This window comes from Providencia sp. PROV040, from assembly GCF_032706145.1.
Taxonomy (GTDB): domain Bacteria; phylum Pseudomonadota; class Gammaproteobacteria; order Enterobacterales; family Enterobacteriaceae; genus Providencia; species Providencia hangzhouensis.
On record NZ_CP120530.1, the window covers coordinates 1,011,416 to 1,033,446 of the forward strand.

The 22,031-nt window shown below is 38.1% G+C and carries 18 protein-coding genes and 7 pseudogenes; 10 read left to right on the top strand and 15 right to left on the bottom strand.

Features of this window, described 5'->3' with window-relative positions; translation table 11 throughout:
• Positions 1 to 44 precede the first annotated feature (44 nt).
• The gene (locus tag P3L40_RS04450) at positions 45 to 245 is read right to left on the bottom strand and encodes a hypothetical protein (protein WP_000370330.1); all 201 of its coding nucleotides are present in this window, start codon (positions 243 to 245) and stop codon (positions 45 to 47) included.
• Between the two features lie 432 nt (positions 246 to 677).
• On the opposite strand from P3L40_RS04450, the gene P3L40_RS04455 reads away from it, so the two are divergent.
• From P3L40_RS04455 to P3L40_RS04465, 3 genes are all read left to right on the top strand, one after another.
• Positions 678 to 1,145, top strand: a complete 468-nt coding sequence (locus tag P3L40_RS04455; RefSeq protein ID WP_000202155.1) for an STY4534 family ICE replication protein — start codon at positions 678 to 680, stop codon at positions 1,143 to 1,145.
• 20 nt (positions 1,146 to 1,165) lie between these two features.
• Positions 1,166 to 2,113, top strand: a complete 948-nt coding sequence (locus P3L40_RS04460) for an Rpn family recombination-promoting nuclease/putative transposase (protein WP_004239733.1) — start codon at positions 1,166 to 1,168, stop codon at positions 2,111 to 2,113.
• A 442-nt stretch (positions 2,114 to 2,555) separates the two neighbouring features.
• Positions 2,556 to 2,888 carry an exported protein gene (locus P3L40_RS04465; RefSeq protein WP_004239732.1) on the top strand — a complete coding sequence of 111 codons (333 nt, stop codon included), beginning with the start codon at positions 2,556 to 2,558 and terminating at the stop codon, positions 2,886 to 2,888.
• Between the two features lie 14 nt (positions 2,889 to 2,902).
• Here P3L40_RS04465 and P3L40_RS04470 read toward each other — a convergent pair whose 3' ends face one another.
• Both P3L40_RS04470 and P3L40_RS25105 read right to left on the bottom strand, forming a co-directional pair.
• Positions 2,903 to 3,214, bottom strand: coding sequence for an Orn/Lys/Arg decarboxylase N-terminal domain-containing protein (locus P3L40_RS04470; RefSeq protein WP_004239731.1), 312 nt, complete (start codon positions 3,212 to 3,214; stop codon positions 2,903 to 2,905).
• Positions 3,215 to 3,528: 314 nt separating this feature from the next.
• A complete protein-coding gene (locus tag P3L40_RS25105) occupies positions 3,529 to 3,585 on the bottom strand; it encodes a hypothetical protein (RefSeq protein ID WP_105874332.1) in 57 nt (18 codons plus the stop codon).
• Positions 3,586 to 4,430: 845 nt separating this feature from the next.
• Between P3L40_RS25105 and P3L40_RS04475 the strand changes: the two genes are divergently transcribed.
• The 4 genes and pseudogenes from P3L40_RS04475 to P3L40_RS04490 all read left to right on the top strand — a co-directional run.
• Positions 4,431 to 4,817, top strand: a complete 387-nt coding sequence (locus P3L40_RS04475) for a fimbrial protein (RefSeq protein ID WP_410482067.1) — start codon at positions 4,431 to 4,433, stop codon at positions 4,815 to 4,817.
• A 256-nt stretch (positions 4,818 to 5,073) separates the two neighbouring features.
• Entirely contained in the window at positions 5,074 to 5,643 is a 570-nt protein-coding gene (locus tag P3L40_RS04480; RefSeq protein WP_230458799.1) for a fimbria/pilus periplasmic chaperone, read from the top strand.
• A gap of 98 nt (positions 5,644 to 5,741) precedes the next feature.
• Positions 5,742 to 5,945, top strand: a complete 204-nt coding sequence (locus P3L40_RS04485) for a FimD/PapC N-terminal domain-containing protein (protein WP_223302955.1) — start codon at positions 5,742 to 5,744, stop codon at positions 5,943 to 5,945.
• Positions 5,884 to 6,087: pseudogene (locus tag P3L40_RS04490) on the top strand (DUF417 family protein); the annotation flags it as partial. The gene P3L40_RS04485 and the pseudogene P3L40_RS04490, both read left to right, overlap by 62 nt.
• A gap of 664 nt (positions 6,088 to 6,751) precedes the next feature.
• On the opposite strand, the pseudogene P3L40_RS04495 reads toward P3L40_RS04490, so the two are convergent.
• Positions 6,752 to 7,027 (bottom strand): annotated as a pseudogene (locus P3L40_RS04495) (DDE-type integrase/transposase/recombinase); the annotation flags it as partial.
• A 378-nt stretch (positions 7,028 to 7,405) separates the two neighbouring features.
• Here P3L40_RS04495 and P3L40_RS04500 point away from each other — a divergent pair.
• The 3 genes and pseudogenes from P3L40_RS04500 (at position 7,406) to P3L40_RS04510 (ending at position 13,236) form a co-directional block, all read left to right on the top strand.
• Positions 7,406 to 9,487: a TonB-dependent receptor gene (locus P3L40_RS04500; protein ID WP_001351060.1), complete on the top strand. Its 2,082-nt coding sequence runs from the start codon at positions 7,406 to 7,408 to the stop codon at positions 9,485 to 9,487.
• A 10-nt stretch (positions 9,488 to 9,497) separates the two neighbouring features.
• A complete protein-coding gene (locus P3L40_RS04505) occupies positions 9,498 to 11,867 on the top strand; it encodes a TonB-dependent receptor plug domain-containing protein (protein ID WP_004239729.1) in 2,370 nt (789 codons plus the stop codon).
• Positions 11,868 to 12,314: 447 nt separating this feature from the next.
• Positions 12,315 to 13,236 (top strand): annotated as a pseudogene (locus P3L40_RS04510) (ArdC family protein).
• Between the two features lie 352 nt (positions 13,237 to 13,588).
• Here P3L40_RS04510 and P3L40_RS04515 read toward each other — a convergent pair.
• From P3L40_RS04515 to P3L40_RS04565, 11 genes and pseudogenes are all read right to left on the bottom strand, one after another.
• Positions 13,589 to 13,744, bottom strand: a pseudogene (locus P3L40_RS04515) (ClbS/DfsB family four-helix bundle protein); the annotation flags it as partial.
• Between the two features lie 12 nt (positions 13,745 to 13,756).
• Positions 13,757 to 13,972, bottom strand: a pseudogene (locus P3L40_RS04520) (integrase core domain-containing protein); the annotation flags it as partial.
• Between the two features lie 12 nt (positions 13,973 to 13,984).
• Entirely contained in the window at positions 13,985 to 15,049 is a 1,065-nt protein-coding gene (locus P3L40_RS04525) for an IS110 family transposase (RefSeq protein WP_004239726.1), read from the bottom strand.
• A gap of 210 nt (positions 15,050 to 15,259) precedes the next feature.
• A pseudogene (locus tag P3L40_RS04530) lies at positions 15,260 to 16,212 on the bottom strand (IS3 family transposase); the annotation flags it as partial.
• Between the two features lie 20 nt (positions 16,213 to 16,232).
• Positions 16,233 to 16,346 (bottom strand): annotated as a pseudogene (locus P3L40_RS04535) (DUF2857 domain-containing protein); the annotation flags it as partial.
• 24 nt (positions 16,347 to 16,370) lie between these two features.
• A complete protein-coding gene (locus P3L40_RS04540; protein ID WP_000200567.1) occupies positions 16,371 to 16,559 on the bottom strand; it encodes an AlpA family transcriptional regulator in 189 nt (62 codons plus the stop codon).
• A gap of 131 nt (positions 16,560 to 16,690) precedes the next feature.
• The gene (locus P3L40_RS04545; RefSeq protein ID WP_017827829.1) at positions 16,691 to 16,933 is read right to left on the bottom strand and encodes a hypothetical protein; all 243 of its coding nucleotides are present in this window, start codon (positions 16,931 to 16,933) and stop codon (positions 16,691 to 16,693) included.
• Between the two features lie 534 nt (positions 16,934 to 17,467).
• On the bottom strand, positions 17,468 to 17,611 hold the full coding sequence (locus P3L40_RS04550; RefSeq protein WP_000482925.1) for a hypothetical protein: 144 nt from the start codon (positions 17,609 to 17,611) through the stop codon (positions 17,468 to 17,470).
• Positions 17,612 to 17,780: 169 nt separating this feature from the next.
• A complete protein-coding gene (locus P3L40_RS04555; protein ID WP_000071884.1) occupies positions 17,781 to 18,530 on the bottom strand; it encodes a 4'-phosphopantetheinyl transferase family protein in 750 nt (249 codons plus the stop codon).
• 12 nt (positions 18,531 to 18,542) lie between these two features.
• Positions 18,543 to 20,270, bottom strand: coding sequence for an ABC transporter ATP-binding protein (locus tag P3L40_RS04560; protein WP_000588838.1), 1,728 nt, complete (start codon positions 20,268 to 20,270; stop codon positions 18,543 to 18,545).
• On the bottom strand, positions 20,263 to 22,029 hold the full coding sequence (locus P3L40_RS04565) for an ABC transporter ATP-binding protein (protein ID WP_001044024.1): 1,767 nt from the start codon (positions 22,027 to 22,029) through the stop codon (positions 20,263 to 20,265). The genes P3L40_RS04560 and P3L40_RS04565 overlap by 8 nt, the downstream gene beginning before the upstream one ends.
• Positions 22,030 to 22,031 lie beyond the last annotated feature (2 nt).

Sequence of the window (22,031 nt, forward strand, 5' to 3'; positions counted from 1 at the left end):
TCAGGCGTTATTAACCGTAACGCCTTTTTTATTTGACAAAAAAGTTATTCATCCATGTGACTGAGTACCTGAATCACCCAGTCCGGGCAGGGCCGGGCGCTGTTTTTTTCCGGTGGGCATAACCAGGATTTTACCGCCCTGACAGAACAGGGCCTGCCTGTTGTCTGCTGAATGAGTTGAGCCAGGTCTTTTTGTGTCAGATGATGTTGCTGTAACCAGACTTTCAGTTTGTTTCTGTTATCCATTTTATTCTTCTGTGTTTATCCTTTTCTCTCTGAACTGCTTTTTTACTTGACAAATAAAAAAAGCAGATTAATCCTTATTCTGCTTATACCGTTGCTTAATGCAACATTGCCAATGCTTCAGTTGTCTGAGAGAAGCGCCTACGGGTGACAACGATGCCAATGTTCCGGCAATCTGAGAGGAACGCCTACGGGTGATTGCCACTGCCAATCCTCGGGTCATCTGAGACGGGAGCCTACGGGCGATGACAGAACTCCGTTCGTCCTTGAAATTGACGGAGGGTGATAACAGAATAGCGTTATCATCAGGATCATCTTATACAACGCAAGTCGTCAGTTCGGGAGCGTTCCTGTTACTGACCCCGGTGGGAAACACGTTCCTGCCGAGACGATGTTTCTCATTTTTTTACCTTTTTTATCCGATGGAGAAACATCATGACCAGCAAAAATAATACAACATCTGAAAATAAATACTTTAATCTGCATGTGAACGGGATTGGGTATTTATCGAATATCCGTCAGGTTAACGGCCCTAAAGGGCAGTTTTTAACCGCAGTGATTAATGCACTCAGTGGACCGGCTGATAACCCTGTGTATGTTCGTTTTGATACGACCGTTGTCGGGGAGAATACGGTCTCACTGGTCAGACGGTGTATCAAAGCGGTGGATGAGGACAAAAAAGTCCTAACCGGGTTTACATTAAGTAACCTGGCTTCCGATATTTTCACCCTGACAAAAGGTGAGCATGCCGGAGAACAGCGGGTCAGCCTGAAAGCCAGGCTGCTGAATATTGACTGGATTAAAATCGGTAAAGAAGTGGTATATAAAGCCGAGAAACACCAGTCAACACCACCAGAGACTGAACAGCCGGTATCCAGAGAGTATGTGGCTGATTCTTTTTAGTCATTAATAAGGAGTTTGCTGTGACTAAAAATACACAACAACCGGTACATGATGCGTTATTCAAGCAGTTTTTAACGCATCCTGAGAATGCCCGGGATTTTTTCTCGGTGCATTTGCCGGCCAACATCCTGCCTTTGTGCGATTTAAGTACACTGCGCCTGGAGCCGGCCAGTTTTGTGGAGCGCCGTTTACGTCAGCTGCATTCGGATGTGCTGTATTCCGTGCAGATGACGGAAGGGGAAGGGTATATCTACTGCCTGATCGAGCACCAGTCAAAACCGGATCGGTTAATGGGTTTTCGTCTGATGCATTATGCGATGTCAGCGATAGCGCATCATCTGAAAAAATCGCCGGCGGATAAGACCCTGCCGTTGGTGGTGCCGTTTCTGTTTTATCAGGGCAGTGTTTGTCCTTATCCGTACAGCATGAACTGGCTGGACGGGTTCGCCGATCCGGCGCTGGCTCAGCAGCTGTATACCCGGTCGTTTCCGTTAGTGGATTTGAGTGTGCTCAGTGATGAGGAAATCCTGACACACAAGGGTATTGCCCTGCTGGAGCTGGTTCAGAAACATATTCGGACCCGCGACGGTTTAATGGCGGTATTGCCGATAATCGCGCAGATAATTAACTCGCAACACAATACGGTTGACCAGGTGAGGAGTGTGATAGAATATATTGCCTATCAGGGGTATATTCTGGATGAATCCCGCTTTTTCAGCCAATTGATTGCACTGTCACCGGAGTATAAAACGATGCTGACAACGATTGCAGAACAACTTGAGCAAAAAGGTATCGAAAAAGGTATCGAAAAAGGTATCGAAAAAGGTATCGAAAAAGGTATCGAAAAAGGTATTGGCCTGGGTGTTGAAAAAGTCGCCCGCTCATTATTACAACAGGGGGTTGATCTGAACATTATTATGCAATGTACCGGACTGACCCGGGAAAAGATTGAGTCATTAAAACATTAATCTTTTCTGTTTTTACTCTCAAATGCCGGCATGACTGCCGGCATTTTTTATGCCCGCCGTTTTCTTTTTTTTTTCGGAAAACTAATTTCTCATTGAGAGCACTTGCTTTTCTGCGCACAGTGTGCCTGTGACTTTATTTTATTAACACAGGACAGAAAATGCGTATGAAAATTCTCCCGATATGTCTTGCCCTGACCTCACTGCTGTTGGGGGGCTGTGCAGATAAACCCTCCCGGCCTGCTGAACCGGTGGCTGATAGATACCGCGATTCTGGTCAACACCGGTCATGCCCAGCCGGTACTTCCGGACCTTTATCCATCAGCTGGGGCTGGTACAGTTACTGCCGGTGGGCGGACGTTATCAGGGGCGTACGGTGACGTTGCGCCTACCATAAAAGAGATGCCGTGATGAAAAACATAAGATTTGTGGTTTTACTGAGCGGGTGTCTGATGACAGCGCCGCTGACAGCCACACAGTCTGTTTCCGGGGGGCAGATTGGCAGATTGAGGCGGGGAAATCGGCTAAGAGTCAGACTCAGTCATTGCAGTATGAGGCGCAGGAATGGGGACTGAGTGCGGAGGAGTATGCCCGTTTTGAAGCGCTGATGAAAGGGTGGCGCGGTATTCAGTCTCTCGGCCTGGATCCTCTGACGACACTGGGCATTGAGGCCCGGTCAGATGAGGAGCGCTGTCGGCTGGCTGAAAAGTGGGTACAGCAGGAATTTGCCTGGGCAGAAAAAGAGCTGGCGTTTCAGCGGGAAGTGGATGCAGCCTAGAAACGGCTTTATGGTCAGATATTATCGGTCAGTCTGGGAACAGCCGGCTGAATCCGGTCTGTATTCTTTTTATTTAAATCAATTACACCTGTTAATCGATTAATAATATTAGTCGGAATAACTTTATCTTTATTAATAATAGCGAATACAGGCTGTCCAAAGCTATTTTGTTCAATAAAATCGAGCCTTCCATCTTGAATATTATCAAGTGAAATAATAATTGCGGCAATATAAGAGAAGTCAGTATGTAGAATATTAACATATTTACGATGAGTTGAAATAGAGTCAGACATATCATAGCTGACTGCGACTTTATAATTTTTCATTTTTAATTCCTTTTTGGTAAAAAATCTTGCTGAAATATTAAGTGAAAATATTTCATTTATTTATATTTATGTCATCACGGATATAAAATAATGTTATAGGTTGGTGGCTTTTATAATTTTAGTAATCTTTTTTTTAGCAAAATGACTAGGAATAAAAGCTGTTTAGCTGCACATTACTGTGCATAAAAACCAAGGATATGAATGTTCAATAAGAGCTCGTTATAACCACATTAAATGTGATATATAATGATAAAGAGATTGACTATCCATTTGATGAAAATATGCAAACCACGTGATAGAAGCCAATAGAGAGATTATCTTTGAGCGCTGAAAAGATTAAAACTAAAACATGAGAAATGTGAAAGCATCATTATATGTGTAATAAGTTTTATATGTGGTCAAAATCGGTTATTATTTTCTATTTTTGCATTCATTAATTGTTAAGGTATATATAACAACTATAAGTTATATGTAATTAAATATCCGAATTATACTGTGATGCAGATCAAGGTATATCATTTAAAGAATGATTTTTCTTTAATTCATATATTTATTTTTTGTTATTTGTTGTTTTCTTTTTAACAAAAGAATAGGTGATTAATATAGTCGCCAAGTCTATGTTATAAATATTAATACAATGTATTTATGGTGCCTTTCCTATAATTAAAGATTATAAATTATTATCATTAATGGTTGCATTAATATATATTTATTTTCTAAATAATTATTTTAAAGTTTTTTAAATTTGCTTATATAGTCATTAAGATTAATAAAATATACTTTGAAATATATTCTGTATTACCTATTCCCTTCTATATCAATATAAATGAGTTTTACAATCAGTATAAATTGTTAAAAATGATCGTTAAAAACGATTGTTATGTTTATATTGATGGTTTTAATCTATCAAAAAAATACATTATCGATCAATAATAACATATTAACATAATTTATTTTTAGAAAGAAAATTATATCCATTAATTATATTTTAATTACATGAGGTTACATTTTAATAAATAATAAGTTTGTAATTTCAAATAAAGCTTCCGTATTTTTCATGTTGGTGAATGTTATTAATTTTTTATTAAATAATGGCGTTTATATTTAATAATTTTAATAGAGTAGCACCTGTTTTTTATAGTTTTAATATATAAATTAAGGATATAAATACCCTCAATGAAGTTTATAGATTGATTTTTATGTTAGTAACCAAATAATGAAATTTAAAAATAATATTGCTTTAAGTACGGTACTGTCTGTTGCTATTTTTAACTCAGCAATGGCATATGACGGTACAATTAGTCTTACTGGATGCACTACTGGACAAAATGGATCTAGTAATGTGAAAGCTTTTTTTGAACCCGGAGCTAATACTGACTTTAATACGAACAAACTAAAAAATGCAAGCTCTGACGGAGCACAAAATGTTCAAATTCAGTTATTAAATAACGATGGTACTACTGCTATTCAATTAGGGAAAGACTTTGTCGGACAGGATGTCCATTCAGAAGCTATTAATAGTGACGATGAAGCGACACTACGCTATATGAATGGCCCAATATTATGCTACAGGAAAAGCAATTGTAGGGGATGTCATTTCTAGTGTTAATTACACTATTGCCTATGAGTAATAAATAATAATCGTGCGTTTTTATTATCATTATTTACAAGGCAGCTCATCTGCACTGCTTTGTTCGGAGTTTCCATGAAAAAACTTTTCTTTTTCATGATGGCCGGCTTATTTTCTGTGTCAAGTTATGCTAATGTTGGGTACCTGAGTTATTTATCCTGAAAACTAGGAAGGTATTAATATTAAAATTAATAATGATGAATCTACTCCATCTTTAATTCAGTCCTGGATTGATACTGGTGATGCCAGTGTTGCTCCAGACTCAGTCAATGTTCCCTTTATTATTACTCCGCTTATATTTCGTATAGAACCTCACACAGGGCAAACATTACGAATTATGTATACGGGTGAAGCACTGCCTAATGATCGTGAATCAATTTTTTGGCTAAATATACTGGATATTTCAGCTAAACCTAAATTTGAAAATAAAAATAATTTAAATGTAAACTCAAATTATCTTCAACTCCCGATCCATAGTCGCATAAAGCTATTCTATCGTCCAGAAAAACTCACACGTTCTCTCAGTGAGGCCTATAATTCTGTTATATGGCATATTGAAAAACAAGGAGCAAAGGCCTTTCTTTGTGCAGATAATCAAAGTCCTTATTTTATTACTTATAATCATATTACTTTGATTCAGAGCAACTACTCACAATCAATTAATCCAGTAGATATGGTTGCTCCTTATTCTTCAATACGCCTTCCTATACATGGAAATATGTCGGGATATGGAAAAGTGAAGTGGACAGTTGTTAACGATTATGGTGGGCATGAATTAAGTGAGTCAGCTCTGAAATAAGGATAATATTTATGAAATATTGCACTTAAACTGAACATCATTCATTCCTGCCTGCCATATTTATTTCACTGGGAGTTTTTTCCATGGACACAGTGGCTATGGAATATGCTGAATTTGATCCCAGTTTTTTACAGCATACTCAAGGGAAGACGACGTTAGATATTCATCGTTTCAATCAAGGAAATCCAACTCCAGCAGGAAAGTACTATGCTGATGTTTATCTTAATAATAAATGGAAAGGGCTCTGCCTTAGTGTTTCTTACGCCATTTGTCACATTAACATTTTTGGTGTTTACACCTGAAACCTGGGTACATGGAGCAGATGCTCATACTGAGTTTCCTTATCTTTCCGGTGCGGGAAGGTTAGTTCTGAAAGATACTATGATGATAGCAGCAGGATTTGTTGCAATGGTACATTCTGCAAGGTGTATCACTAAAAAGTAGTGAACACTATCATTTATCTGATTTTTATTTTCTAGTATTATATGAGGTTATCGCGTCGTGGAGGGGAACTTTCCCCCTCCACTCCCACGGAGCCGGACGTGGCAGTATCCCGTCATCTGGCTCTTGTAGTTGACTGGTAACATCGCGTACAAATAGTCCAGTGTGCAAACAAACTGAGTTTAACATTCCGGATCCTGTCTAATCATTCATACGCTTGAACCAGACTACCGTGTCCCCTCTTGTATTTACGGGTAACCCATTTAGCAAGGTACAGATCGATATGTCTGGCTATATAATCCATTACTGATTGACAAAAGCGTCCATAGTACAATACCCACGTAGCCTGAGATTGAGCCAACGTACCATTGTATCCAGTGATAACGGTGCTCTGTGGCTTCAATCCTAACCCCGCACTGTCTGACGGATTGCCTCGCAAAAATGGACAATGCCGCTGAGGAACTGGCGTATAGTAATAGAGTCGCTTTATTGTCGAGTTCGGTGACCGCGACCGCTAGGATGGTCACTTTTGAAAAAGGCGTTTACACAGCATGGTAAACGGACTCGAAATTCTCTTACATATACTGAAAATTAATTACAGTAACCTATTCGTTATAACCTGTTTAAACCCACTCCAATTCGTTATTTATCTCACGTCTGATCATGAATATATAAAAATCGCGTATGTACGGTATGTCCGGTTAAAGTATTCAATGAAAGTGTCCTGCGTCGGCTTACCTGGCTGGATAAGATCCCGTTTTACTGCATGTTTTTCTGCCCATTCAGCCAGTATCAGTGAGATAAATTCTGGACCATTATTCATGTGCAGCATGATCGGGTAGCCGCAGTTTGCCGCGATCCTGTCGAGTACACGGATCATTCGCAGATCTGGCAGATTCAGAATGATTTTAATCGACAATGTCTCACGGTTAAAGTCATCAACTTTAACAGTCCGCCCGGTTTCAACCGACTTAATTACGGCGATGATCTGATGCTCAGTAAAACAGGCTTTACGCATAGCGATCTCCTTCGTTGGCAAATTAATTATGCGGGATACTTACACCGTCAACCCCAGTATGCAGAGGATGAAGCATCAGATCGGAGCATTGTCTGATGGTGCCATACACCAGATTTAACAATAACCCGTTTAATACGCCAAGCTGCAAAGAAGCAATTAAGTATTCTAAAACAGATAGTTAAAACTTAAACCTTATCTAGGACAGCCCAAATTTTTATTATTTTTTAAATAATCACTTGCTAATGATAATTATATATACATACAATGTGATATGTTATAACATAACAAAAAATGGCGGATAGTATGAAAAAATCTATTTTTAATTATACAACATTTTTTATTTCAATGAGTTATTCCTTATTTGCAAATGCAAGCCCTGCAATAAAATCAACTGAAAATCGGAACAATGAGGTATTAGAGGTCTATTCAACACCTTTGCATACTCCGCAAGAGAAAATGGCGATCCCCGTTTCTGTTCTGACACAAGAAGATCTACGCGCTAATCGTAGTGCCTCGATTGCTGAAACCTTAACATCCTTACCAGGTTTTCATGCCAGCTTTTTTGGTGGAGGCTCAGTTCATCCAGTTATTCGAGGAATGTCAGGCAATCGAGTCAAGGTATTACACAGTGGTAGTGATCTTATGGACGTATCCTCTATTGGTGCAGATCATACAATCACCAGTGAACCCTTTTTAAGTCAACGCATTGAAGTATTAAAAGGCCCTTCAACATTACTTTATGGAGGAGGCACAATAGGCGGTGCAATTAATGTTATTGATAGCAAGATTCCTATGTCAGTGCCTGAAAAAGGCTATGAGGGTGAATTGCATTATCAATACGATTCTGTTTCTAAAGGAAATACAGGATCAGTAGGATTAACGTTAGGAGAAAATAATTTGGCGCTTCGCCTTGAGGGTACTAAACGTTATCAAAGTGATTACAAACAACCAGAACCTTTACATCAAGGAGAAACTAGCCGTTTAGCAGGATCTTATCAAGATAACCAATCGGCAAATATTGGTGTATCCTGGCTTTTTGATGACGGTTATATAGGGATTGGTTATGGTGAACAACATCGTCGATATGGGCTGCCTGGTCATACGCATTTTCATGATCATGAAGATGATCACCATCATCACGCCCCAATTCGCCCTCCTTTAATCGGCCATCATCATCATAATCACAATCATGAATACCCTGATGAACAACATCAACATGGTATTCCTTATATTGTTATGGATAGCAAACGATGGGATCTTCGTGGTGAAAAAAACAATCCATTTACTGGTATTGAATCAATACGTTTCAGTGCGGTCAGAACCGATTATCATCATGATGAAAAAGAAGGAAATGAAGTCAGTACCTCATTTAAAAACAAAGGCGATGAATTAAGACTGACATTTACACATCAACCTATTTGGGGTTGGCATGGTGTTATTGGCGGGCAATTTAACCAGCGTGATTTTAGTGCTCAAGGAGAAGAAGCTTATGTACCGTCAACAAAAACAAAAAATCACTCACTCTTTTTATTAGAAGAATACCAATTAGGTGATTTTCGCTATGAATTAGGATTTCGCCAAGAGTGGCAATCACTGTTAAATAGAGAAACTCAAAAAAATAATAAGCAGAGTGCATCTTCTATTTCTGCTGGATTAGCATGGAATTTTACACAAGACTATTTTTTAAATTTATCACTTTCACACACGAAAAGATTACCTGTTGCAGAAGAGCTTTACGCGAATGGTGTTCATGCTGCAAGTCGAACTATTGAAAAAGGCGATCCTAATTTAACCGCAGAGGCTGCAAATAATATTGATATTGGAATAACTAAAGTAACAGGTGATATTCAATTCAATATGAGTGCCTATTATAACCGTATTAATAATTATATTTACGGTCAATTTACGGGGACTGAATTAAATAATGGCTATCGTTCATTACAATATGTTCAAAATGATGCACAGTTTAAAGGTATAGAAGGAAATATTGATTATTACTATAACCAAGATAGCTTAATTGGTATTTCTGGTGATTATGTTAGAGCAAATTTACTACACAATAAGGGAAATATACCAAGAATACCGGCTTATCGTTTAAGTACTTATATTAAACATAGTTTTACAGAAAACGTAATTGGACAAATTCGCATTGATCATTTTGGAAAACAGAATAAAACAGCAGACTATGAAACATCCACAGAGGCTTATAACACAGTTAGTTTAGGTAGTGAATATATTGGTTATTTAGATAACACAGATTATACCTTATACGCCAAGATTAATAATATCTTTGATGTAAAAGGGAAAGACAGCACCTCTTATATTAAAGATGAAATGTATTTACCTGGTCGTAATATTATCTTAGGCGCTACTCTTACATTCTAATATGAATATCATGAAAAAAAGTAAACTCTCTATTATTTTACTTATACTTTTGTCGTCTCCTTTATATGGAAAAGAGAATAATCAAGATAAAAGCCAAGAAAAAGAAACATCAAACGATGTTATTACTGTTAAAGCAACATCAATAAAAAACAAAGAGACATTCTCCTCTTTATTACTCAATAATCGAGAAGAGATAAAAGGAAAACAACTTGAACAAATAAAAACAAATACGATTGGTAATACCGTTTCAAAAGTTGCTGGTGTACAAGCGGAAGGTTTTGGCCCAAATGCGGCAAGGCCTGTTATTCGAAGTCTCTCTGGCAATAGAGTCGGGATTTTAGTTAATAATCTTCCGATTAATGATGTTTCATTTATTAGTGGGAATATGCCTATTCCTGTTGATATGAATAGAATTAACGAAATATCAATTAGTAAAAGCTCCGAAGCACTACTTTATGGTGGTAGCAGCAGTGGTGGTGCAATTCATTTGTGGGATGATCGAATAATGACACAGTTTCCTGAAAAAGCAATTTCAGGTGCCGTGACATTTAATGGTAGCACTAATAATGGTAACGGTGGATCAGTAAATATTAAATTCAGTAATAAAGAAAACTGGATTTTTAATCTTTCCGGTGCTACTAAACGAGTCTCAAAATATAAAATTCCAACACGCTCTAAAGTTGGTGCTTGCTATAGCTATCAACAGCTAAAAGACCACTCTGCATTACGTGATCAATGCCAAGTGGATATGAAAGTGTTTACTAGCCGTAACCCTGAAGCGTATCCTTACATTAGTGAGTTTTGGAAAAAATATCAGGTTGAATATGAGTTAAGCGAGGATGATAAATATACCTTTAAAGATAAGGACTATTTTTCAGGTATTGGTTATGTAGATAATGAACCTAACTTACGATATAAACCTGGTAGCCCCACATCTATTGAACATGTCACACCTCCAAAGCATTATGTTGAAAATAATAATAACGAAATTCCCAATAGCTTTTTAAAAAGCCAAAGTGGTAACGCATCACTCTCTTATATCGGAGATGACGGTTACTTAGGTTTTTCTGTCACTGATTTTCAAACATCGTATGGAGTGCCAGGCTATGCTTATCTCACAACTAAAACAACTCGAGAAAGGTATAAACCTGTTTCGGTTTCAAATAGTAATCGAAGAATAGATATACAAGGAAAACATGATCATTTAGCACCATTTTTAAGAGACAGTGCTTTTTATTATTCTTATTCTGAATCTAAAGATGAAGAGTTAGTCGGCCAAATTGCTTCATCGGTATTTAATACAAAAAGCCATCAGTTAGCTTTAGAAACTGCACATACTCCGCTATTTAATCGACTTAATGGTGCGTTTGGGATCAACGGTAATTATCGTGATCTGAAAACGTCTGGTTATGATGCTTATTTACCCAGTGTATTAACCAAAGAGTACGGAATATATTGGGTTGAATCGCTAAATTTATCTCCTTTTGAGCTCACTGCTGGATATCGTAAAGGTTACACTCAACATAATCTCAATATTCCAGCGAATTATAATCGTGGTAGAGGGCAAGGTTCTAATTTACAAAACCGTCATTTTGATACAAGTGCAAATACACTCGCTCTATCTTTTACACCAATTGATGAATGGACATTAAAACTACAACAAAATATTTCTTATCGAGCACCAGAAATTAATGAACTTTATACACATGGCCCTCATTATGCTTATTTAATTGAAGAACAAGGAAACAGTGAATTTAATACCGAAAAAAGCAAAAGTATTGAATTATCATCTGTTATTGAGATTGGCAATTTCTCTAATAAACTTAATTTGTATAAAACAGACTACAGTGGTTTTAAATTTAGACGATTAACGGGTATCAGTCGTGGTGCTGGTCCTGTTATGGAATGGGATGACACCGATCTTGAAACAAAAGGATTAGAATATGAATTTAAATATTTATATGAAATGCCTCATGATCACAATCTAACATTTACACTATTTGGTGATTTTGTCGAAAATAAAAGCAAAAGAAAACTGTTTATTGCAGGTCACTATTTGCCAAATTTACCTAATGAAAAGCATGGTATCAGTATTTATTACCAACATGATGAATTAACTGCATTTAGTAGTGCAACTTACTATAAAAAACAAAAAGAAAGCGGTGGGTTAATGTATGGTGGAGATATGGCCTTTCCTTCCTATACGTTAGTTGATGCGGGGATTGGCAAAAAATACCACCTTGATAAGGTAGATGTTTCGGTTGATTTTATTATTAATAATCTCACCGATACTGAAGCAAGACCTGCATCTTCTCAATTGAAATATTTAGTCCCATTACCGGGTCGAAATTATGGGATAAATGTCAAAATTGATTTTTAATATATTCTGATTTAATAAGATATAAAGTAAGTGAGGTACTCTATGGGTGCCTCTTTTTTTTATAATCATGCACAATTAACTTGAAGATGCATGTTTTAGGGCTCTATCACATTAAGGTAAGCACACCTGTTTTAATTCTAGACATTTTTTGAGATCTCGGTGCCAACAAGATGTTTCTATCAGTACCAATCCCCAATTCATTACCACAAATCTACTTTTCACCAATACGGAGTAAAGGGCGCTAAGTTCGGCTATGCAGGGACCGATTTTTCCTCCTGTGTGCTTTTTGTTCCCGTATCAGCTTCCGGTTAATCATTTCACGGCACAACCGGTCCCGTAAGGGTGAAGTGCACGCATGCTGCACCCTTGTGGGCCAGAACGATGCCGAGAAAGCGAACTGTCAGGCGATACGAAGATGAAAATCACATTACTGATGGAGAAAAAACTATGATCACTTCCTTGCATACTCAGACAAGTGCCTCTAACACCGCAACGGCGACCAGCGTATCCCCGCTGGACCCGTCAGGCTCCTCAAAAACGAAATTTTCCAAAACCAGAACCGATATTTATCAGATCGTTACCGACCTCATCATTACCACACTGGAAGTAGGCGTTAAACCCTGAGTGTGTCCGTGGCAGCGCGTACCGGGTATGTCCGGCATGCCTTCCAACTACGCTACTGGCACAGCCTACAGCGGGTGCAGTGAATCAGAATGAGGATTCAGTGATTCCTGCTGGATGACATACAAACAGGCTAGGGCAGAAGGTGCGCAAGTTCGTAAGGACTAGCACGGCATGACCGCCATTTTTTATACCATCCTGGAGAAGGAAAACGACACCGGAGAAATTGACCATATCCCGATGCTGAAAACCTTTGTCGTGTTTAATGTCGAACAAATTGATGGCCTCTCACTGACGGCAGATACCGTTGCCCCACAAGCGACGTTTGACGCGTTGCCACAGGCTGAAAATCTGTTCTGTAACAGCGGTGCTAACATCATTGAGAAAGGACAAAACGCCTTTTTCATGCCATCAACAGATGAGGTTTTGTTACCTGAACGTCGTTTTTTTCCGATGCCGCTAGCTTTTATGCCACGGATCTGCATGAGATTGTTCACTGGAGCGATGGCAAAAGTCGCCTGAACCGCGAAATGAAAGGAAGATTTAGCAGTGAAAATTATGCATTTGAAGAGTTGATCGCCGAGCTGGGAAGCGTGTTCCTGATGGCGGATCTGGGGATTGTCGGATAGGTTCAGCACGAAAGTTATATTGCTTCTTGGCTGAAAGCACTGAAAAACGATAAGCGCTATATTTTTAAAGCCGCCAGGCAGCATCGAAAGCGCATCGTTATATGATGGATAAGGTCTGAACAGAGGAATAAGACGCCGCAAAGGAATGCGGCCTTAACCTTATTTTTGGATCTGGCAGAGTGACATAGATTTCAATTTCCCTGCGAATGCGGACGGTAAAGAGCCCGCTCATCCTGCAAACTACATTTTTATACTGTTGATAATAGGGTATTCCTTAGTCATGGTAATAAGGCTCAGAAAGCCATATTTAGCTTTCCATAATGGAATATTATCGCCACCTTGAAGAATTCTTTGTTCCGGTTACAGAATCTGCATTTTTATTGAGAGCAAGGGATTTAACCTGCCACGGCGTGGTCAGATTAAGGATGTGGGCATAGAGCGATTTTTCGGCCATTAATTTGACGCTGATGCTTACTTTAAATTGTTATTATTTTTTGCCCACTTTTTTAATCTTCCATTCGCGTTGGTATAAGGCGAAGATGTATTAAATGAGATCATTCGGCCCATCGTCCATTTTTTGTATCATGGTTCACCATACAAAACATCATCAGTTCGTTCATCAATAAGCTTTTGTAGTGGTCAACTAAAACTGGCCACGGTTTTAGAGTTTTTTCGGTATCGGTTTTCCGATTCATTTGGTGGTAATCCACCGTTATATTCGTGCGGCCTGAGTTCGCTGTAATACCCGACGATATAACCCGTTATCGCTTGAGCAGCTTCACTGAAGCTGGTGTAGCCTGTCACCGGCATCCACTCATTTTTCAGACTCCTGAAAAAGCGCTCCATCGGACTGTTGACGCTCCTATGTCAAGAGCGGCGATTGGCATATGCGAGGTCCGATAAAATCAATGGATAGAGCTCACGGACGATGTAGCGTTTTAGGCATCTCAGGATCTCTTTAGTCGATAGCCCTTCACCAGTTCGTCTGTCGACATAGATTCTCGTGCGCGGATCGCTACGCATACGTACAAGGGCTATTGTCCACAGGGCATTGTTTGCTTCACGTGAGCCACCACGGTTTAATCTGTGCCTTACTGTTTTCCCTGATGATGCTGGCAGTGGATTTACGCCACAGAGCGATGCCAGGGCCGCTTCATTTTTTAAACGTTCGGGGTTATCACCCGCAACTGCCAGCAGTGTTGCAGCCGTCTGTGGCCCAACGCCAAACTGGCTACGAAGGTTACTGGCATACTTGCGGGTCAGTTTATCTAGTGATTCGTCTAGTTCATTCAACTCTTCAGTCAGGGCCATCCATCGTTTCGCAAGGCTTCGAAGCGTACTGCACAAGGCTATACGTAACGGTGAGTGCTCTGACACTTCGCTGTTAATGCAGGCAGTTACGCATTCGTGTGGTTTCGATTTCCAGAGTTTGTCGCGAACATCTTGCGGGGCACTAACCAGCAGTGCACGAAGCTGATTAATCGCCTGCGTACAGGCTTTTACTGCACTACGTCGGGCAACACTAATAATCCGGAGAGCCTCACATGCACCTGACTGCATTTTTGGTATGGCCTTGCTGCTCCCTGAAAGCACTGTCCGGGCTGCATTTTCTGCATCTAGTGGATCTGACTTCCCTTCAAGGCGGCGTTTTGAGCGATCTGGCCGGTTAACTTCAACAACATAAATGCTATTCTTGATGAGATAGCGTGTTAATGCGGCACCATATGTTCCTGTTCCTTCGATGCCTGCTCGTTCGAGGCTACCGAAAGAACGTGCCCAATCAAGTAGTTCCAGATAGCCCGCTTGATTTGTTTGAATAATGTGAGTTCCAAGCAGTTTACCTGCCTGACTGATAACAGCGCCGACATGAATATCAAGATGGGTATCGACACCCAGAATCACGGTTTCAGAAGATTGGCGGTCGTTTTGCATGGTTTGCCTCCAGATATTGGTAGCACAATCATCCCCATCGCAGGACAGGACACTCGGGATGCAGCACAAAGCTCCTATCAGGTCACAAACTCTGGGCCCGGTTATGCCCGGGAAATACCAGAATCGGACGACAGGTCAACACAAAGGCATTTGAGCCAATCCCAGCACGGGTCAGTCCGATCCGGTATTTGAAAGTATATTAGAATGAGTATCCCAGCAGTTTCCGCGCCTGCTCATACTTTGCCTGATCCGGTATCGCCACAGTAACTGCCTGAACTACCTGCTTGTATAGTGACTACCCTAATCACTGTGGAACATAACCCCGGATGGCTTACCGCGTCTTTCCCATGCCATTTTCAGTGCTTTGGTGGTCAGCCTGCTGTCCGGAGAGAACGACATTGCCCACCCCACGGGTTTCCGTGCAAATAGATCGAGTACCACAGCAAGGTAAGTCCGGCGTTTACCTGTCCAGATATACGTCACATCGCCGCACCATACCTGGTCAGGCACTGTCACTGCAAACTGACGTCCGAGGTGATTCGGGATAGCAATATGTTCGTGTCCCCCACGTCTATATCGGTGAACAGGCTGCTGACAACTCACCAGCCCCAGCTTCCTCATAAGATGGCCGGCAAGCCATCGTTCCATCCGGAAGCCCCTGTGTGTGGCCATTGTGGCGATACTTCTTGCATCCTCGGAGCCATGACTGAGGCCGTGTAGTTCCTGAACCTGACTGCGTAATACAGCTAGCCTGCTATCCGGCTTGTCAGGACGGTTTTTCCGGTATTTATAGCTGCTGCGGTGAACCCCAAACACGTGGCAAAGCGTGGCCACAGGATAATGCGCTCTGAGTTTCCCGATTATCGAGAGTTGTTCAGGGAATCTGACATCAAGAGCGCAGTAGCCTTTTTTAATATTTCATTTTCCATTTCAATACGTTGAAGTTTTTTCTTCAGCTCACGTATCTCAATTTGCTCCGGCGTGATAGGGGAGGCTTTAGGTGTTTTGCCGGCACGTTCATCTCGTAGCTGCTTTACCCACCGGGTCATAGTGGAAAGTCCGACATCCATGGCATTTGCGGCATCTGCAACCGTATAGTGTTGATCCACCACTAACTGAGCGGATTCACGTCTGAATTCTGCACTGAAATTTCGTTTTTTCATTAAAGCACCAGTGTTGTCCTGAGGGTATTCATTTCGTCGAAGGTGAGTCCCAGAGATTCACGATGGTGAATATTGTCTTCTTTCAGCGCACGCAGGGCATCTGTTAATACGGCGTAATTCAGAGACGGAATCATGATTTCGGACCTTCCTTAAACACTTCAGCGGTTGGCTAATTTGAGGTTGATCCATTCATCAATTTCAGATTCGAGCCAGGCTACGCTGGCAGGGCCAACCTTTATTATTGAACGAGGAAAAGAGCCCCCTTTCATATACAGATAGATTTGCGAGCGTTTCAGACCGGTTTTTTCTTCGACCTGTTTCAGGCGTAATAACTGATGTGATGTCATGATTTTCTCCAGTGTAGAGTGGGGTTGGAGAAGATAAAAAAGCATAAGCGAAGGTGAAGAAGAAAGCACGTAAGCCCGTATTAAGAGTTTTTGAGTTCTTAATACGTATTTCAGTATAATGGTGAGTTAAATCAATAAGGCACTGAAGTGGGAGAACCGCGTTCAAGTGCTGTTTTCAGTGTATCGCCGCTGAATTTGTCAGTAATACCTTCGGTAGATGCCCATTGTTCGAAAATGGATAAAAGCTTGTAAGGTTTTCCTAGTAATGGACTGATGACTTCATTATGTTTACATGAAAGCCAGAAAAGACGAGATAAAGGGCTGGATATGCGTGTCGATGTTGGAGTGTGTTTAATATTTACATAGGCATTCATCAGCTTTTGTAGTTCAGTCAGGCGAATTACAAAACAGGAATCTTGTGGTAATTTATAAATAGGGAAATATTCTTTGTCACTGGATTTATGAGTTTCATTCGATTAATGTTGTTATAAATCTCAGATTTTAGTTCTTCAGGTAATTACATTAGTTGTTGGCTAATTCGTTCTTTTCATGTTATTTTCTCAAACGCTTGAAATAGAGTTCTTGATAATAAAACTGAAATGCCATAATTAATACATTGATTGCCTGTGATTGGTGGTGATATATTGATTGAGTGCGCCAGTAAGTGTTGAATTGTTACGAATTCATACCCGATCAGAGTGGTATCAATGACCCATTTTTTTAGAATGAATATATTTATCTTGAGTGAGTGTGGTATAATTTATATGTTTAATGAAACAATGTGTATCAAGATAGCATAAACGATCTGTGAGAGAGTTTCCTATTTTTTTCAATTTAATTTTATTCTTAATTTTTGTGACTTTCCTTAATATAATTGTAGATTGAAAGTATATAGATAAATAAATGTTTCAAGATAGCGCATGGCGATAAACGTCGCTGTCGGTTAATTGTTTCTCTGTTTTTTTCTGGTTGGCTAGGTATACAGCTTCAGGTATGGTTAACCAATCGGATTTATTTTTAATAATAGTATTTTTTGTTTTATTGTTAAACATAATTTTTCCTTATTTATATGAGTGCTAATATATTGATGGTTTTTTATAATTTATTCGTGTTTTGGTGTGAATATATGAATTGAATTGTCATATCTTTTATATGACCTATAGTCAGTCAAATAATACTTAAAACTAACTGTTAATATATAATTTCATTGTGGTCGTATAACTATAATAAATGATGTGGCAGGTTGCTTTTTATATCACCCCATGTTAAGAATTTATAGTTAAATGGATGGTGATATGTGATTATGGATATTTTATAGCTATCTAATATTGATTTGGTAATATATGAAAGATGAGCAGAGTAATGCTGTTCTATAAAATATAATTTATCAAATTGATCTCTCTTTATATAAAAATCTAAATTCTTAATGATTTCTTCTGATAATCCAATGCCTCTTGATTTAATATAGGCTTCTTTTAATGTCCACATCTTATAGAAATTATGTTTTTTTTGAGTCTCGTCAAAATAAGATAGGTATTTTTTTTCTTTTTTTGAGAAATAATAATCTATAATGCTATTTATTTCTATATCACGGTTGAAATATTCAATATCAATACCAACGGATGATGTATTTGAAATAGCGAGAGCAACACAATTATTTGAATGTGATAAATTGAAGTAAATGCTTTCCTTTGATTCGTTTAAAATAAATGGTTTCCCGTACTCATTTTTTGAAAATCTTACATCTTCTGGTGAAATTTTTAAATAAAATGATAAAATATCGCGTAACATGACTCTTGATAGCAAAAAAATATTTCGTTGTTTTATAAAAGGGTAGTCGAATAACGATGAAATTTCATCGTTATTTAAGATGTGCATTCTGGATTTAGCTTTACTTAAACATGGTATCGTTTGTAGATTACCAATCCAGATATGCACCTCATTATCTATAAACAAGTTGCTATTACTCATTGCATTTGGCTATTAGCATAACGCTTTCTGTTGTAACCATAAATGTGCATATAAGCCATTTTTTGCAAGTAACTCAGCATGTTTTCCTTGTTCTGCTATTTTTCCATTTTCCATTACGATAATGTTATCGGCATTTTTAATGCTATTTAATCGATGGGCAATCATAATGATTGTCTTATCTTTTGATAACAATGATAAAGCTTGTTGAATTAATACTTCTGATGAACAATCGATACTCGATGTTGCTTCGTCGATCAGTAAAATTGGTGCATTTTTTAATAAAGTTCTAGCAAGAGAAAGACGTTGACGTTCTCCACCTGAGAGTAACATACCACCGTAACCAATAGGAGTATCATAATTTTGTGGTTTTTGTATAATAAACTCATGTGCATTAGCTAATTTAGCTGCAGTTATTATTTCATCATCGTGAGCATCTGTTTTTCCCATTAAAATATTATCTTTAATTGTTCCTGAAAATAAAACGACATCTTGATAAACAGAAGATACATATGAACAGAGTTTATCGGAATTTATTTGGTTAATATTAATATCATCTAGCAATATTTCACCTTGGTTAACATCCCATAGACGAGAAATAAGCTGTAGTAAAGTGCTTTTCCCTGAGCCACTAGGGCCAACAATAGCAGTAAAGCTTTTTTCAGGAAAACAGCAAGATATATTATCTAATGTTAATTGACTATTATAAGGATAAATAAAGCTTACATTGTTAAAATAGATATCTGTTCTTATTGGTAATTGAGTATATTTAGGCTCAGAAAGTGGAACCACTTTCATTACTTCTTCTATGCGTTGTAATGATTTTTGTGCATAATTTAACAACATACTGGATAATCCTAAATCAAAGAATTGTCGATAAATGGGGAGTGCTAATACAAGGAAAAAAACGAATTGAGAAGGAGAAAGTGAGCCACTAATTAAACGGCTTGTTCCTATTATCATTAATAAAATAAAACCTGATTCAAGAATAAAACCATAAAGTGCAATCCAAGGGGCAGGCTTGGAATCTAGAACTATTTGGGTTTTATTTTGTGTTTCTAAGGCTGCTTTTAGTTTTTTCCATGCAGGACCAAGTCGCCCAAAACTACGAATAACCATAATTCCTTGGATATAATCGAGTAATTCGGATTGTACATTGGCATTAGCATCAGCTGCCTGTTGTGCAGCTTTTAACATTATTTTATGGCTTATGGATAATGCGAACAGAGCGATTGGAATAGAAAATAATATAATTAAAGTGAGTTGCCAATCTACCCATACTAAGAATAGTGAGAGAAAAACAGGCATCGCTAAAGTACTGATAAACATTCCTAAGAAATGTGACCAGATATTTTCAATGATCTCTAAATCAGCAGTAAGCCGTGATGCAAGATCACCACTGCGTTGAGAAGAAAACCAGCCAATCGGGATTTTTCGTAAATGATCGGCTATTCTTAGACGGGCTTGTCCCATCATTTTATAAGCACCAATAAAAATCATTGGCATACTATAAGTACCAATGACAATACGCAGAACAATAGATAAGAGTATTGATAAAAAGTAATAAAATAACTGAGCTAGTGTGATTTTATTGGCAAAAAGATCAATTAATAAAAAATAGAGTAGAATATACGGAATAGTAGCAAAAAGACCTTCAACTACGGCAAGGCATAGACCCACCATTAAATCTTTATCTTTTTTATTAGAAAGCAAATAACCTGATTTAATTAATTCTTTAATCATTATTATTCTCCTGGATTAATTGCCAATGAATAGTGTGACTATAATCATTCCATAATTTTTGATAGGTTGGGCATTGGTTTAATAAATGGGTGTGTGTACCTGTATCAATAATCTTTCCATTATCAAGCACAATAATTTTATCTGCGTTAATAATAGTATGTAGGTTATGAGTGATCATAATAACAGTCCGATTCTGGCATAGACTCTTTAATGCGCGATAGATCAAAATTTCATTTTCAGCATCAACATTGGCAGTAATTTCATCGAGAAGTAGGATTGGAGAGTTTTTTAATAGTGCTCTTGCAATTGATAATCGCTGTTTCTCTCCACCTGAAAGTTTATTTCCTTGTTCACCAATTAATGTATTATATCCTGCTGGGAGTTTTTCAATAACATGATGAATATTGGCTGCTTTAGTTGCTTTGATAATATCCTCAAATAAGGCATTAGGATTTGCTATGAGTAAATTTTCTAAAATAGTTCCATGAAATAGATATACATCTTGAAAAACAACACTTATTTGAGAAAGTAAATCAATTTCTGGCCAGTAGTTGATATCATATTGACCTATTTTTATTTGGCCAGAAGTACAATCATAAAAACGGGGAATTAGTTTTAATAATGAGGATTTTCCTGCACCACTGTGGCCTACAATTGCAGTTGTTGTACCCGCTTGGGCATTAAAACTAATTTTCTCTAATATCGGTTTATCACCATGATCCAAACAGACATCTTTAAAAGTAATATCGCTATTTTTAGGGAGAGTAAAATGTTTATCATGTTGTTTATGCTCTGAAAGTTCAAGGATCATACTGATATGTTTTAAGGTTTGTTTTCGTTGAGCTTGTTCTCCTAGCACAAATGTTAGTCGTAATAACGGCGCAAGTACGAGGGGGGATGTCATTAAAAATAAAATATAAGTAGATAAATCAATATTTTGATTTAAATACATCCACCCACCTACTGGTGCTATAATAACGAGATTCGCTGTTAATATCCCACTAAATACCATCCAAGAGCCTGTACTAGCTTTGACATTATTTTTTATCCATTTAACAGAGGAATTGATAGATTGAGATAATTTACCAAAAGTATGGGAGGTTAAGTTAAACGCTTTTATTTCTCGTATTCCTTTAATATATTCTCCTATTTCATTAGCAATTTTTTTCTGAATATTCATCCACTCATTGGTTTGTTTATTGGCTCGACGCAACATGAGAAGTTGAGCCATAAAAGCAATGGGTAATGGGGTTAGAGATAATAAGGCAAGAGGCCAATTTACATAAAAAAGTAATATAATAGCGATAAAGGGAGTCACTATGGCTGAGACGAGATCAGGTAGCATATGTGCGAAAAAACCTTCTAAGCTTTTTATATCATCATTGATAATACGTCGCAGATTTCCACTGCCATATTGAGCAAAAAATGATAATGGTACTTTACTGATTTTTTTAGCTATTGCGAGTTGTAATTGATGCTGAATATAAAAAGCACCCCGATGTGCGGCAATATGACTTATTGCCATTAATCCCCAACGTAAAATTAAAATAATCACAGTGATATAAACTAGATTATTTATTTGTTGAATATTAGGTGATGTTGAAAAACAAATCTGGCTGATTTTATAGATGATCCATAATGGTGCTAAACTTAGCATTGTTGAGATTATTGCCATAATAATGCCACTAATCAGAGGGAGTGGGGCTAATTTTATTAAAATACGAAAGTTAAGTGGCAAAGTATCTATTGTTTTATTCATAT

What these genes read in the sequence shown, in the direction of transcription:
- P3L40_RS04450 (WP_000370330.1), bottom strand. Translation starts at nt 245, where the DNA reads ATGGATAACAGAAACAAACTGAAAGTCTGGTTACAGCAACATCATCTG.
- P3L40_RS04455 (WP_000202155.1), top strand. Translation starts at nt 678, where the DNA reads ATGACCAGCAAAAATAATACAACATCTGAAAATAAATACTTTAATCTG.
- P3L40_RS04470 (WP_004239731.1), bottom strand. Translation starts at nt 3,214, where the DNA reads ATGAAAAATTATAAAGTCGCAGTCAGCTATGATATGTCTGACTCTATT.
- P3L40_RS04475 (WP_410482067.1), top strand. Translation starts at nt 4,431, where the DNA reads ATGAAATTTAAAAATAATATTGCTTTAAGTACGGTACTGTCTGTTGCT.
- P3L40_RS04485 (WP_223302955.1), top strand. Translation starts at nt 5,742, where the DNA reads ATGGAATATGCTGAATTTGATCCCAGTTTTTTACAGCATACTCAAGGG.
- P3L40_RS04500 (WP_001351060.1), top strand. Translation starts at nt 7,406, where the DNA reads ATGAAAAAATCTATTTTTAATTATACAACATTTTTTATTTCAATGAGT.
- P3L40_RS04505 (WP_004239729.1), top strand. Translation starts at nt 9,498, where the DNA reads ATGAAAAAAAGTAAACTCTCTATTATTTTACTTATACTTTTGTCGTCT.
- P3L40_RS04525 (WP_004239726.1), bottom strand. Translation starts at nt 15,049, where the DNA reads ATGCAAAACGACCGCCAATCTTCTGAAACCGTGATTCTGGGTGTCGAT.
- P3L40_RS04540 (WP_000200567.1), bottom strand. Translation starts at nt 16,559, where the DNA reads ATGACATCACATCAGTTATTACGCCTGAAACAGGTCGAAGAAAAAACC.
- P3L40_RS04545 (WP_017827829.1), bottom strand. Translation starts at nt 16,933, where the DNA reads ATGAATGCCTATGTAAATATTAAACACACTCCAACATCGACACGCATA.
- P3L40_RS04550 (WP_000482925.1), bottom strand. Translation starts at nt 17,611, where the DNA reads ATGTTTAACAATAAAACAAAAAATACTATTATTAAAAATAAATCCGAT.
- P3L40_RS04555 (WP_000071884.1), bottom strand. Translation starts at nt 18,530, where the DNA reads ATGAGTAATAGCAACTTGTTTATAGATAATGAGGTGCATATCTGGATT.
- P3L40_RS04560 (WP_000588838.1), bottom strand. Translation starts at nt 20,270, where the DNA reads ATGATTAAAGAATTAATTAAATCAGGTTATTTGCTTTCTAATAAAAAA.
- P3L40_RS04565 (WP_001044024.1), bottom strand. Translation starts at nt 22,029, where the DNA reads ATGAATAAAACAATAGATACTTTGCCACTTAACTTTCGTATTTTAATA.